Origin of the sequence: Sphingomonas prati (genome assembly GCF_014643515.1) — a bacterium.
GTDB lineage: Bacteria > Pseudomonadota > Alphaproteobacteria > Sphingomonadales > Sphingomonadaceae > Sphingomonas_R > Sphingomonas_R prati.
In genome coordinates this window covers 1,079,404-1,091,214 of the sequence record NZ_BMJP01000001.1, presented here as the reverse complement: position 1 = coordinate 1,091,214, position 11,811 = coordinate 1,079,404, and the positions used below count along the sequence as shown (strand labels likewise).

14 protein-coding genes are annotated in these 11,811 nt (G+C 66.8%); 11 read left to right on the top strand and 3 right to left on the bottom strand.

Features of this window, described 5'->3' with window-relative positions:
* Positions 1-63: 63 nt before the first annotated feature.
* The 4 genes from nagZ to tatC all read left to right on the top strand — a co-directional run bounded on the left by nagZ (position 64) and on the right by tatC (position 2,785).
* A complete protein-coding gene (gene nagZ / locus IEX50_RS04980; RefSeq protein ID WP_157175368.1) occupies positions 64-1,071 on the top strand; it encodes a beta-N-acetylhexosaminidase in 1,008 nt (335 codons plus the stop codon).
* 96 nt (positions 1,072-1,167) lie between these two features.
* Positions 1,168-1,413, top strand: a complete 246-nt coding sequence (locus IEX50_RS04975) for a twin-arginine translocase TatA/TatE family subunit (RefSeq protein WP_157175369.1) — start codon at positions 1,168-1,170, stop codon at positions 1,411-1,413.
* A gap of 92 nt (positions 1,414-1,505) precedes the next feature.
* Positions 1,506-2,012 (top strand): Sec-independent protein translocase protein TatB, encoded by a 507-nt coding sequence (gene tatB, locus IEX50_RS04970; protein WP_157175370.1) that lies wholly within the window; start codon positions 1,506-1,508, stop codon positions 2,010-2,012.
* Complete coding sequence (gene tatC, locus IEX50_RS04965; protein WP_157175860.1) at positions 2,012-2,785, top strand: twin-arginine translocase subunit TatC; 774 nt, start codon at positions 2,012-2,014, stop codon at positions 2,783-2,785. Before tatB ends, tatC begins: the two co-directional genes overlap by 1 nt.
* Before the next feature lie 86 nt (positions 2,786-2,871).
* Here tatC and IEX50_RS04960 read toward each other — a convergent pair whose 3' ends face one another.
* The 3 genes from IEX50_RS04960 to IEX50_RS04950 form a co-directional block, all read right to left on the bottom strand.
* Entirely contained in the window at positions 2,872-3,000 is a 129-nt protein-coding gene (locus IEX50_RS04960) for an entericidin A/B family lipoprotein (RefSeq protein ID WP_157175371.1), read from the bottom strand.
* Between the two features lie 167 nt (positions 3,001-3,167).
* Positions 3,168-4,751 carry a sensor histidine kinase gene (locus IEX50_RS04955; protein WP_157175372.1) on the bottom strand — a complete coding sequence of 528 codons (1,584 nt, stop codon included), beginning with the start codon at positions 4,749-4,751 and terminating at the stop codon, positions 3,168-3,170.
* A gap of 70 nt (positions 4,752-4,821) precedes the next feature.
* Positions 4,822-4,998, bottom strand: coding sequence for a NepR family anti-sigma factor (locus IEX50_RS04950; protein ID WP_157175373.1), 177 nt, complete (start codon positions 4,996-4,998; stop codon positions 4,822-4,824).
* 248 nt (positions 4,999-5,246) lie between these two features.
* Between IEX50_RS04950 and IEX50_RS04945 the strand changes: the two genes are divergently transcribed.
* The 7 genes from IEX50_RS04945 to erpA all read left to right on the top strand — a co-directional run bounded on the left by IEX50_RS04945 (position 5,247) and on the right by erpA (position 11,774).
* On the top strand, positions 5,247-6,041 hold the full coding sequence (locus tag IEX50_RS04945; protein WP_157175861.1) for a response regulator: 795 nt from the start codon (positions 5,247-5,249) through the stop codon (positions 6,039-6,041).
* Between the two features lie 66 nt (positions 6,042-6,107).
* Positions 6,108-6,245 carry a hypothetical protein gene (locus IEX50_RS04940; protein WP_184075014.1) on the top strand — a complete coding sequence of 46 codons (138 nt, stop codon included), beginning with the start codon at positions 6,108-6,110 and terminating at the stop codon, positions 6,243-6,245.
* 200 nt (positions 6,246-6,445) lie between these two features.
* On the top strand, positions 6,446-7,030 hold the full coding sequence (locus IEX50_RS04935) for a sigma-70 family RNA polymerase sigma factor (protein ID WP_184075046.1): 585 nt from the start codon (positions 6,446-6,448) through the stop codon (positions 7,028-7,030).
* 298 nt (positions 7,031-7,328) lie between these two features.
* Positions 7,329-9,968 carry a bifunctional [glutamine synthetase] adenylyltransferase/[glutamine synthetase]-adenylyl-L-tyrosine phosphorylase gene (locus tag IEX50_RS04930; protein ID WP_157175863.1) on the top strand — a complete coding sequence of 880 codons (2,640 nt, stop codon included), beginning with the start codon at positions 7,329-7,331 and terminating at the stop codon, positions 9,966-9,968.
* Between the two features lie 23 nt (positions 9,969-9,991).
* Positions 9,992-10,480, top strand: coding sequence for a peroxiredoxin (locus IEX50_RS04925; protein ID WP_157175374.1), 489 nt, complete (start codon positions 9,992-9,994; stop codon positions 10,478-10,480).
* A gap of 203 nt (positions 10,481-10,683) precedes the next feature.
* Positions 10,684-11,409: a M23 family metallopeptidase gene (locus IEX50_RS04920; RefSeq protein ID WP_157175375.1), complete on the top strand. Its 726-nt coding sequence runs from the start codon at positions 10,684-10,686 to the stop codon at positions 11,407-11,409.
* Between the two features lie 38 nt (positions 11,410-11,447).
* A complete protein-coding gene (gene erpA, locus IEX50_RS04915) occupies positions 11,448-11,774 on the top strand; it encodes an iron-sulfur cluster insertion protein ErpA (RefSeq protein WP_157175376.1) in 327 nt (108 codons plus the stop codon).
* The last annotated feature ends 37 nt before the right edge of the window (positions 11,775-11,811 follow it).

Sequence of the window (11,811 nt, the reverse complement as noted above, 5' to 3'; positions counted from 1 at the left end):
TGCCGGTGGTGGACGCCGCGGCCCGGGGTTCCGGTCGGTCCGGGTCCGCGCTATCCGTAGCGCATGACCCCACTCATTTTAGGCCTGGCGGGCCCCGACCTTGCTGCTAACGAAGCGGCTTTCTTCAAGGACTGCGACCCGGCCGGGTTCGTGCTGTTCCGGCGGAACGTCGCGGATCGCGAGCAGCTGCGGCGGTTGACCGACGCGTTGCGGGCGCTGGCGGGGCGCGACGATTTGCCGATCCTGATCGATCAGGAGGGTGGCCGCGTTGCGCGGATGCAGCCGCCGGAGTGGCCGGCTTTCCCGCCGGGTGGGGCGTTCGGGCCGCTGTACGATCGTGCGCCGGTGTCGGCGATCGAGGCGATGCTGGCCAATGCGGAGGCGATCGGCGCGATGCTGCGCGAGGTCGGCATCACGGTGGACTGCCTGCCGCTGCTCGATGTGCGGCAGGAGGGCGCACACGACATCATCGGTGATCGCGCTTTGGGGAATGAGCCGATGCAGGTCGCGGCGCTGGGGCGCGCGACGATCGATGGACTGGCACGGGCGGGCGTCGTTGGCGTGGTGAAGCACATGCCGGGGCATGGTCGCGCGCTGGTCGACAGCCACACGGAATTGCCGGTGGTGGACGCGAGCGCGGAGGCGCTGGAGGTCGACCTGCGGCCGTTCCGCACGCTGGCCGACGCGCCGATGGCGATGACGGCGCACGTTGTCTACCGCGCGTGGGATCCGGAGCGGTGTGCCAGCCTGTCGCCGGTCGTGATCGCGGACGTGATCCGTGGGGCGATCGGGTTCGACGGGCTGCTGATGTCCGACGATCTGGGGATGCATGCGCTGGGCGGTGCGTTCGGCGCGCGGGCGGCGGGGGTGATCGCGGCCGGGTGTGACGTCGCGCTGCATTGTTCCGGCGAGATGGACGAGATGGTGGCGTGTGCCGGGGCGGTGGGTGAGATCAGCGCGGCGGCGCGGGCGCGGCTCGACCGTGCAACGGCGAGCGTTGCGGGGCACGTCGGGGGCGAGCCTTATGACGTGCTTGCCGCGCGCCGGGATGCCTTGCTGGCGCTTGCCTGAACCGGTAGTGGCGGTCGCGTGTCGCCGCGGGATGCAGTGAATGGTGGAAAGCGAGCACGAAGACGCCTAGATAGAGACTGAAATAGGAGACTATCGATGGGCATTTCACTCCCGCATATCCTGATCTTCGCCGTCGTTGCGATCCTGTTGCTGGGCGGCGGGCGCTTCTCCAGCATGATGGGCGACGTCGCCAAGGGCGTGAAACAGTTCAAGAAGGGCATGGCCGAAGAGGACGAGGACAAGCCCGTCAAGCCGGCGCCGCGCCTGCAGGCGCAGCCCCCGGTCGAGCCCAATCCGACGGCCGACCTGCAGCCGATGAAGGACGACCGTCCGCAGGCGTGATGCCGTGGGCGTGTAGAGCGGCAGGGGCTGGTATGCCGCCGTCGTCCGTGTCATCGGGCGGCGGCTGGACCTTTTGTGGGATGTGATTGCCGATGTTCGACATCGCCCCGACCGAATTGCTGCTCTGCGCCGTCGTGGCGCTGGTCGTCATCGGTCCCAAGGACCTGCCCAAGGCGATGCGGACGGTCGGCCAGTTCGTGGCCAAGGTCCGTGGGATCGGCCGCCATTTCCGGTCGGGTTTCGACGAAATGGTGCGCGAGGCCGAGCTGAAGGAAATGGAAGAGACCTGGGCGAAGGAGAATGCGCGCATTATGCGCGAGCATCCGCCCGAGGAAATTCACGACGCGGAATATGCGCACGGGACGAACGTGGCGATGCAGGCTCCAGCGCCAGCCACGATGATCGAGGCGCACGGCGCGCAGGTTCATGACGCCCCGGCCCATGATGCGACCCCAGACCATGTCATGACGCCGCTGCATGACACGTCGCATGGCCATGACGTGACCCCGGTTCAGAGTGCGTCACATGATGGCTCGGCGGCACACGACCTGCCCGAACATCAGGATGATGGCGAACAGAAGCGGATGGACCAGAAGTGATTGGCGATATCGACGAAAGCCGCGCACCGCTGCTCGACCACCTCATCGAATTGCGGCGGCGGCTGTTGTGGTCGTTCGGTGCGCTGGCGATCGCATTCGGGATCTGCCTGTATTTCGCGAAGCCGATCTTCGCGGTCCTCGTCCAGCCGTTGCTGAAGGCCGGGCAGGGGCGGCTGATCTACACCGATATCTTCGAAGCGTTCTTCGTCGAGCTGAAGGTCGCGTTCTTCGCGTCGATCATGCTGGCGTTTCCGATCATCGCGAACCAGCTGTGGCAGTTCATCGCGCCAGGCCTGTACAAGAACGAGAAGCGCGCGTTTTTCCCGTTCCTGATCCTGACGCCGGTGCTGTTCCTGGGCGGCGCGTCGCTCGCCTACTTCTTCGCAATGCCGGTCGCGCTGCACTTCCTGCTTGGATATCAAGGCAATATCGGCGGTGTGCAGCAGGACGCCTTGCCGGGCGTGGGCAATTACCTCAGCTTCGTGACGAAGTTCCTGTTCGGGTTCGGCGTGGCGTTCCTGTTGCCCGTGCTGCTGATGCTGCTCGAGCAGGCGGGCCTGGTGACGCGGGCGCAGCTGAAGGCGGGGCGGCGTTATGCCATCGTTGCGGCGTTCGGTGTGGCCGCAGTGCTGACGCCGCCGGATGTCGTGTCGCAGCTGATGCTCGCGATCCCGCTGGTCATTCTCTACGAATTCGCGCTGGTCGCGATCTTCTTTACCGAGAAGCGCCGCAAGCGGGTTGCTGACGCCGCGGTCGCGGTAGAAGACATCTGACGTTCGAGGCCGCGGTTAAGTGTCGCGGGCATGAAGAACCCCGCCGGTCGTGGACCGGCGGGGTTATTGGTTCGCAAAAGGCGGACTTAGTTTGCCGTCTTCTCGATTGCCTGACCAGCAGACTTCACATCCTTGCCGGCGCCTTCGACGGTATTGCAGGCCGAAACCATGAGGCTGCCGGTGACGAGGGCGATAGCGACGATCTTACGGACCATGTTGTAACTCCTGATTCAGTGCCGCCTGTGCGGAGGCTTGAGTGGGAATGCGCCATGGCGAAACTTGTTCCGCAGGCGTGTCGAAACCCGGAACCTGTCGCCTTACTGCCACGCCTGCCAGTTGGGACGGGCACCAAGGGCGCCTGTAGGACCGTCCGGCCGGAGGATCAGACGATGTCGGTGGCCGGTTCGGGCAGGATGCTAATGTCGATTGCGTAAGTGCCCGTTTCGGTGTCGACTGACAATCTGGTGCGAAGCTGTCGTGACAGGCCTTCCATGACGCGGAGGAAGCGTTCCGGCGGCGCGTTCGACTCTTCGGAAATTGTGCTGAGGCCGGCTGCGGCGACGGACAGCGTCGCGCGCTCAGGCGCGGCGGCGGGGACGAGCCGGATCAGCGCCGTGCCGCGCGGGTCGGCGATCATCGCGACCTCGACGATCTCGGTGATCAGGAACGCGACCGGGACGGCGACATCCTGCGTGCAAAAGGCGGTTATGAGGTCGAGCCGGATTGCGAAATGGGTCGCGTTGGGCGCGGCGGTCGCGCGGAGGTTCGCGGCGAGCTCGCCGATCAGCGCACGCAGGCCGACCCCGCGATTGGCCTCCATTTCCGCGAAATGATTGCGGTGAACGACGGCGAGCGCATCGACGCGGCGCTGGATCGACGCGTAGGCCGCGGCGACGTCCGGATCGTCGACCCCGCGCGCATGAATGCTGATGAGGCTGGCGACGACTTGAAGGTTGTTCTTCACACGGTGATGGACTTCGCGGGTGAGTTTGGTCTGGCGGAGCAGGCCCTCGGCCAGTTCGCTCTCGTGCAGCGCGACGCGTTCGGTGACGAGCCGGAACGCTTCGCCAAGTTCGCGAATCTCACGCGCGGGCGTCGTCAGATGCGGAACGGCCATGGGGCCGTTTTCGGGGCGATAGTCGGCGACGACGCTCTGCAACCGCAGCAGAGGGCGGATCATCAGGCGGTCCACTACGACCCAGCCGATGATCGCGGCGGCCAGCCACATGAGGATCGGCAGCAGCGCGAGCAGCAGCTCGATCACGCCGATCGGCACCGCGTTGGTGACCAGTTCGAGCGTCACCTGACCGTTGGCGACGGGCGAGGTGACCAGCAGGCGAGGGCCGATCGCGGTCTTGGCGGGCAAACGGCGCACGGTGATCGCGGCGGTCTCGTGCCGCAGGACGATGCCGTGCTGGATCGTGCGCCCGGGGAGCGCGGTGACGGTCTCCAGTGTTTCGAGCGGCGCCTCAGCCACGCCGAACAGCCCGCCGCCGGGTGAGCGCGCCTCGAACTGGACACGCTGGATTGCGGGGAGCAGCCGGACTTCCGTCGCGAACAGTTCCTGCGGCATCGTGGGGGGCAGACCGCTGAACCCCGGGGTGGCGCAGACGAGGCGGCCCGCAATGGTGAGCACTGCGAACTCGTAGTGGTTCTTTCCGGCAGCCCGTAGGTCGGCAAGCGAGGTGCGGCATTCGGCCAGACGCGCGGCGCGGGTCATCGGGGCATAATCGAGGCGGGCGGTGACGGCGCGCAGATCGAGCGAGGTGTGGCCGATCGCGATGCTGAGTTGGCGCGCCGCCTCCGTCGCGGTGACCCGGGCATCGTCGGCCCGGCGCAACCGTGCTGTCTGAGCGCTTTCGATCGAGGCGAAGATCGCGATAAGCCCCAGCGGCAGCAGGGCAACCGTCAGGATCAACAGCATTTTGAAACCGGTCGAAAGCCTGGAGAAGGACGGTAGGGTCATGGCGCAGCGCCTATATCATGCCGGACCCGGACAGCGACCGGTCATCCCGACCATCCCCCTTATTGGTGGCTCAGCCCAGCTTGCCGAGCAAATCCAGCAGGTCCGCCGGCACGTCCTCGTTCACTGTCCGCTGATAGGCGGAGCGCAGCGCCTGACCCACATTCGCATCACCGATGGCGGCATCCGGGGCGGGTCGCTTGCCGGCTTTGCCGGGGGTCCCAGCCTGCTTCTTTGCCTCAGGCGCCAACTGGTCAGTCCCCCGTCATAGATCATGCGCCCTGCGCACATTCGCGCCCGACCGCCCATGTGCGCCACGTTCGGGCTGCGCATTGGACAATCGGACAATTGCTGTCTCGTGCGGGGAAACTAAAAACTGGTCGGTTGGTTCCAGCTTCGACACAACAAACGGAACCTTCGTCTCACCGGCGCGGGCGGCTTGCCTTGACCCGCCGCGGCGGTGATATGTTCGAGCCGAAACAGGAGTATAGTACTGACATGTCGCTTGGCCAGGATCTCGCCCCGCACCTTCCCTTCCTGCGGCGCTACGCCCGCGCACTGACCGGCAGCCAGTCGCACGGCGATACCTATGTCCGGGCGGCGTTGCAGGCGATCGTCGACGCGCCGGAAGATTTTCCGCGTGACGTCGATCCGCGCCTAGGGCTGTACCGCACGTTCCAGGCGATCTGGTCGTCGACCAACGACGAGATCGAGAACCGCGATGCCGGCGATACCGGTAACGAGGGCATCGCACAGGCGCGGCTTGCGCAGGTGACGCCCCGATCGCGTCAGGCGTTGCTGCTGACCGCGATGGAAGGGTTCACGCCGGAGGATGCCGGCTACCTGATCGAGGCGGACCCAGCCGAGATCGACGCGCTGGTGAACGAGGCACTGGAGGAGATCGAGCGCCAGACGCATGCCGACGTGCTGATCATTGAAGACGAGCCGATCATCGCGATGGACCTCGAGACGATCGTCCGCGACCTGGGCCATTCGGTGAACGGCGTTGCCGTCACGCGTGACGAGGCCGTGGCGCAGGCGATGGCGCATCGTCCGGGCCTGGTGCTGGCCGACATCCAGTTGGCCGACGACAGTTCGGGGATCGATGCAGTCAAGGACATCCTCGCGGAGTTCTCGGTGCCGGTGATTTTCATCACGGCGTTCCCGGAGCGGCTGCTGACGGGCGAGCGGCCGGAGCCGACGTTCCTGATCACCAAGCCGTTCCAGCGGTCGACCGTGAAGGCGGCGATCAGCCAGGCGCTGTTCTTCGACCAGGCGACCGTTCCGGCCTGACCGACCCGACCGGTCGCGGGCATGGGTCCGCGGCCGGATACGCGCTTTTGCTGACGGAGAGACGACATGGCCGAAGACCCGATCGAAGTGAGCCGGACCGAAGCGCGTGGCGGTGCCAGCACGCATGTGACCCGTTATGTGCTGCCGATCTCGCTGGGGCTGATCGTCGGGCTGTTCATCATCCTGTTGTTGATGTTCGCCTGACACCCCGGAATTGCGGTCCGGGAGCGGTCGCCGGAGGCTCTCCGGAAAAACGGCTCGCAATCCATCCGGACCCTTCCTATTTCCTCCGGACTGGACGGGTAGCCGTTCGAAGGGGCGAGTAGCACGTGATCAACGAAGACCAGCGCGGCCCGGACGAGGACTATGACGACGACGACGTCGAGGAGGTCCGTGCCGAGCCGGTGCCGTTGCCGGACAATGAGTTCAAGGACGAGCTCGCCCGAGTGATCCCACATCTGCGCGCGTTCGGACGGTCGTTGTCCGGCAATCGCGACCTGGCGGACGATCTGGTCCAGGAAACGCTGCTGAAGGCTTGGGCGGCGCGAAAGCGTTTCCAGGCCGGCACGAACATGCGTGCCTGGACCTTCATCATCCTGCGCAACCTGTTCCTGAGCCAGATGCGCCGCGCGCGGTTCAAGGGCGAATGGGACGAGATCACGGCATCCAAGCTGCTTGCAGCACCGGCGAGCCAGGATCGCCATGTTGAGCTTGGCGATATGCAGCGTGCGTTGATGCACCTACCGCAGCCGCAGCGCGAGGCACTGATCCTGGTCGGTGCGGGTGGTTTCGCCTATGAGGAAGCGGCCGAAATCTGCGGTTGTGCAGTCGGCACGATCAAAAGCCGTGTGGCGCGTGGTCGCGTGGCACTCGAGAACTTGCTCAGCGAGGGTAAGTTGCCGTCGCGTCGGTCGCATGTGTCGGACCCAGACCGGACGGCGTTGCAGTCGATCATGAACGACGTGGACGAACTCAGCCGTCCACGCTGATCTTTAGCTTAATTTATCGAGAAGTACCTGCATGTCGTGAGGGAGAGCCGGTCCGTCGGGATAGACGCGTCGGAGGGCGGTGCCGACACTCTTCGTCGCTCGCGAGGGGAGTGATGCAACGGACGGCCGGGCGACTGTTTGCGGCGTGGCCGCTCTTCGGAAATTCGCTGTCTGTTTCATGCCTGTATAACGCCGACATATCCCGTCGGTTGCGCATGGATGACGTTGCGTCCGACAGTTGTTACCTTGCTGCGTGGTAGATGTGACAGATCCCGATATTGCCGATGCGCGCGACCGCATGATGGCGGAGGCGCCGTTTCTGCGGCGGCTGATGCTAGCGCGCCCGGAGGTGCTGGCGGCGACGGCAACTGGATCGTTCGACACGGCGATCGCCGCGGCGTGGGAGCCGGGTGAAAGTGTCGCCGAGGTTTCTCGTGCCTTGCGGCGGGAGCGGCAGGCGGTGGCGCTGGCCGTTGCGCTGGGTGACCTGTCGGGGCGGTTGTCATTCGAGCAGGTCGTGCGGTTCTTGTCCGACTTTGCGGATCGGGCGGTGGAGCGCGCGTTGCATGCGATCTTTCGCGAGCGCGGGGCAGATGCGGTGACCGGGTTCAGCGTGCTCGCGCTGGGCAAGCATGGCAGCCGCGAGCTGAATTATTCGAGCGATATCGACCCGATCCTGCTGTTCGATCCGGACACGCTGCCGCGGCGGCGGAGCGAGGAGCCGGTCGAGGCAGCGGCGCGGATCGCGCGGCGGCTGGTCGAGATGCTGCAGACGCGCGACGCCAACGGTTATGTGTTCCGCGTCGATTTGAGATTGCGGCCGTCGCCGGAAGCGACGCCGCCCGCGTTGCCGGTGGAGGCAGCGATCGGATATTATGAGTCGAGCGCGCTGCCGTGGGAGCGGGCGGCGTATATTCGGGCGCGAGCGGCGGCGGGTGATCGGACGCTGGGCGGCGGGTTCCTCGCGGCGATCCGGCCGTTCGTGTGGCGGCGCGGGCTTGGGTTCGGCGCGGTGGGCGAGATCCGCGAGATCTCGCGGCGCATTCGGGCGCATTACAGCGAGGGCCAGGTTTTCGGGCCCGGCTACGACATGAAGCGCGGGCGCGGCGGCATCCGCGAGATCGAGTTCTTCATCCAGATCCAGCAGCTGGTCCATGGCGGGCGCGATCCCGCGCTGCGGGCGCCGGCGACGCTCGATGCGCTGACGGCGCTGGCGGCGGCGGGGCATGTCGGACCGGACGAGGCGGCGCGGCTGGCGCATGGCTACCGCGCGTTCCGGACGGTCGAGCACCGATTGCAGATGATCGAGGATCACCAGACGCACAGCCTGCCGGTTGATCTCGCCGCGCTGGACGCGGTGGCGCGGTTGGACGGATTGCCGAACGGGGCGGCGTTGCTCGATCGGTTGCGGCCGGACGTGGCGGCAGTGGGGACGATCTACGACTCGCTCGATCCGACGGACGGCGTTGCGTTGCCGCGGGGTGCGGTGGCGGTGGAGGATGCTGTCACGGCGGCCGGGTATCGCGACCCGGGGGCGGTCCGGACGCGGATCGAGGGATGGCGCGCGGGGACGCCGCGGGCGTTGCGGACGCCGGCGGCGCAGGCGGCGATGGAGGCGGCGCTGCCCGGGCTGATCGCGGCGCTGGGGCAGGCGAGCGATCCGGATGCGGCCTTCGCGCGGCTGGACCGGATGATCGGCGGGCTGCCGACCGCGATCGATTTCTTCCGGCTGGTGACGGCGCGACCGGGGCTGGGACGGCTGGTGGCCGATATCCTGTCGAGCGCACCGGCGCTCGCGGATCAGCTGGGGCGGCGGCCGGCGCTGCTCGACGTGCTGATCGATGCGAGCGCGTTCGATCCGCCGCCCGCGGTGGTGGTGCTGGCGGACGAGTTCGGGACGGTGGAACGCGGGGCGGACTATCAGCAGGTGCTGGACCGCGCGCGGGCGCGGATCAACGAGCGGCGGTTCGCGCTGGGGACGCAGATCGTCGCGGGGGTGGCGGACCCGATCGAGGTCGCGGGCGGCTATGCGCGCGTGGCGGAGGGCGCGATCGGCGCGCTGGCGGGCGCCGCGGTGGCGGAGTTCGTCAAGGCGCACGGGGCGGTGCCGGGGGGTGAGTTGTTGATCCTGGCGCTCGGCCGGCTGGGTGGCGGGGCGTTGACCCATGCGTCCGACCTGGACCTCATCTACCTGTTCACGGGCGATCACCAAGTGGAGTCGGACGGGGCGAAGCCGCTGGGGGCGACGACCTATTTCAACCGGCTGGCGCAGCGCGTGACCGGGGCGCTGAGCGTCGCGACGCCGGCGGGGCCGTTGTACGATGTCGACACGCGTCTGCGGCCGTCGGGTGCGCAGGGGTTGCTGGCGGTGTCGATCGACAGTTTCGAACGGTACCAGCGCGAGGATGCCTGGACGTGGGAGCATATGGCGCTGACCCGCGCTCGGCCGGTGTTCGGGTCGGCGGATGCGGTGGCTGGGTTGACGGCGGTGATTCGTGGCGTGCTGGAGCGGCCGCGTGATGCCGGGACACTGATCCCGGATGCGGTGCGGATGCGCGGCGAGATCGCGCTGCACAAGCCGCCGGCGGGGCCGTTCGACGTGAAGCTGGTGCCGGGCGGACTGGTCGATGCGGAGTTCGCGGTGCATGTCCTGCAACTGCGACACGCGATCGGGCTGGACCCGCGGTTGCGGAGCGCGATCGGGGACCTGGCGGCGGCGGGGCTGATCGACGGCGAGATGGCGGAGGCGCACGCGCTGCTGACGCGGATGCTGGTGGTGATGCGGTTGGTGTCGCCCGAATCGACCGAGCCGCCGGTCGCGGTGCGCGCGCTGATCGCGGCGGCGTGCCGGATGACGGACTGGGACGCGCTGATCGCGGCGCGCGATGCGGCGCAGAGGTTGATTGCAGCGGAATGGTCGCGCATCAGCACGGTCTGACTTCGCCCCAAAAGGAGCCTGCCATGCTCGATATCGACGACCGCCTGCCCGACCTGTCGCTCGAAACGCCGGACGGCGGGATGTTGCGGCTGGCCGACATGGTTGGCAACACGCTGGTGTTGTTCTTCTACCCCAAGGACGACACGTCGGGCTGCACCGTGGAAGCGCAGGATTTCACGCGGTTGAAGGCGGCGTTCGAGATGGAAGGCGCGCATGTGCTGGGCATTTCGAAGGGCACGTCGAAGGGGAAGAATAAGTTCATCGAGAAGGCGGGGTTAACCGTGCCGCTGGCCACCGACGCGGACGAGAGCGTGTGTGCGGCGTTCGGGACGTGGGTCGAGAAGAGCATGTACGGGCGGAAATATATGGGGATCGACCGGGCGACGTTCCTGGTCGACGGCGCGGGTCGAATCGCCCACGTGTGGCGCAAGGTGAAGGTGCCGGGGCATGCGGAGGAGGTGCTGGAAGCCGCGCGGGCGCTGAAGGGTAAGAGCGAGCCGCACGCCGGTTGAACCCGGGATTTTCGTTCGTCGAAACGACTGACCGCACGATCCGGACGCTTTGGCGAAACCCCGAATGGTCGGGGTTTCCAACCACCGGAGTATCCCGCAGTAGGAAATCACGCAGCCGGGAACTTTTTCAAATTCCCGCAAACGACCTGATCTTCCAGCACCCTAGGCGAATGCGCCACGGTGCGCTGACTACCGGGGACTGAATGACCTTCACCGCATCCAACGTCGCTTCGTCCATCCGGTTCCTGTGTGCGGCGGCCTGCATGATGGCCACCGCGGCGGGGGCCACTCCCCAGGATGGTGCGGCGATGGACGGTGGTTACGAGGCGGTCGATACGGACACGCAGGCACAGCCGGCGGATGCGCAATTCAAGGCGCTGTTTACCAACTGGAAGCGGGCCGATGCGTTCGCGCAGTCGGGTGTCGTGACGCTGCCGGGCAGTCCGCAGGTGAGCGTCCCGTCGCTTCGCCCGGTGACGTTGACGTCGCTGAATTTCACCAGCGGGTTCGGCGTGCGGTCCGATCCGTTCCGTCACAGCGCGGCGATGCATGCCGGCATCGATCTGGCCGGCCCGACCGGCACGCCGATCTATGCGACCGCCGACGGCGTCGTGAACAAGGCGGGCTGGGGCAATGGCTACGGCAACCTCGTCCAGATCAGCCACGGGTCGGGCATGGAGACGCGCTACGGCCACATGTCGAAGATCCTGGTGTCGCCGAACACGCGGGTCCACCGCGGCCAGCTGATCGGCCTGATGGGCTCGACCGGCCGTTCGACCGGCAGCCACCTGCATTACGAAGTGCGGATCGACGGTCGCGCGGTGAACCCGGTGCCGTATCTGCGGTCCGCCGAATATGTCGCATCGTTCGAGAAGCGCACGACGGGCAACACGCAGCTCGCGTCGATGGGCGGCCCGATCGGCGAGTAAGCGTTGCAGCGGGGGTGACCCGCGCTTATCTTTACACCATGCCTGACATCGACCTGACCCCATCCGCTGCGAAGCGCGTTTCCCTGATCGCGGAGCGGCAGGGCAAGCCGGCGATCCTGCGCCTGGCGGTCGACGGCGGCGGATGCGCCGGTTTCCAGTACAAGTTCGGCCTGGCCGACCTGATCGAGAGCGACGACACCGCGGCAACGCGCGATGGCGTGACGCTGGTGGTAGATCCGATGAGCCTCGACCTGGTGCGCGGCAGCGCCGTCGATTTCTTCGATTCGCTCGGTGGGTCGGCCTTCCGGGTTACCAATCCGAACGCGGCGTCCGGATGTGGATGCGGGACCAGCTTTTCCGTCTGACACGGGCTGCATTCGCGTGGCCCGGGCGCTAGACAGT

Bases quoted from the DNA above. Each gene is read 5' to 3' on its own strand.
- nagZ (WP_157175368.1), top strand. From the start codon at position 64: ATGACCCCACTCATTTTAGGCCTGGCGGGCCCCGACCTTGCTGCTAAC.
- IEX50_RS04975 (WP_157175369.1), top strand. From the start codon at position 1,168: ATGGGCATTTCACTCCCGCATATCCTGATCTTCGCCGTCGTTGCGATC.
- tatB (WP_157175370.1), top strand. From the start codon at position 1,506: ATGTTCGACATCGCCCCGACCGAATTGCTGCTCTGCGCCGTCGTGGCG.
- IEX50_RS04960 (WP_157175371.1), bottom strand. From the start codon at position 3,000: ATGGTCCGTAAGATCGTCGCTATCGCCCTCGTCACCGGCAGCCTCATG.
- IEX50_RS04955 (WP_157175372.1), bottom strand. From the start codon at position 4,751: ATGACCCTACCGTCCTTCTCCAGGCTTTCGACCGGTTTCAAAATGCTG.
- IEX50_RS04945 (WP_157175861.1), top strand. From the start codon at position 5,247: ATGTCGCTTGGCCAGGATCTCGCCCCGCACCTTCCCTTCCTGCGGCGC.
- IEX50_RS04940 (WP_184075014.1), top strand. From the start codon at position 6,108: ATGGCCGAAGACCCGATCGAAGTGAGCCGGACCGAAGCGCGTGGCGGT.
- IEX50_RS04930 (WP_157175863.1), top strand. From the start codon at position 7,329: ATGATGGCGGAGGCGCCGTTTCTGCGGCGGCTGATGCTAGCGCGCCCG.
- IEX50_RS04925 (WP_157175374.1), top strand. From the start codon at position 9,992: ATGCTCGATATCGACGACCGCCTGCCCGACCTGTCGCTCGAAACGCCG.
- IEX50_RS04920 (WP_157175375.1), top strand. From the start codon at position 10,684: ATGACCTTCACCGCATCCAACGTCGCTTCGTCCATCCGGTTCCTGTGT.
- erpA (WP_157175376.1), top strand. From the start codon at position 11,448: ATGCCTGACATCGACCTGACCCCATCCGCTGCGAAGCGCGTTTCCCTG.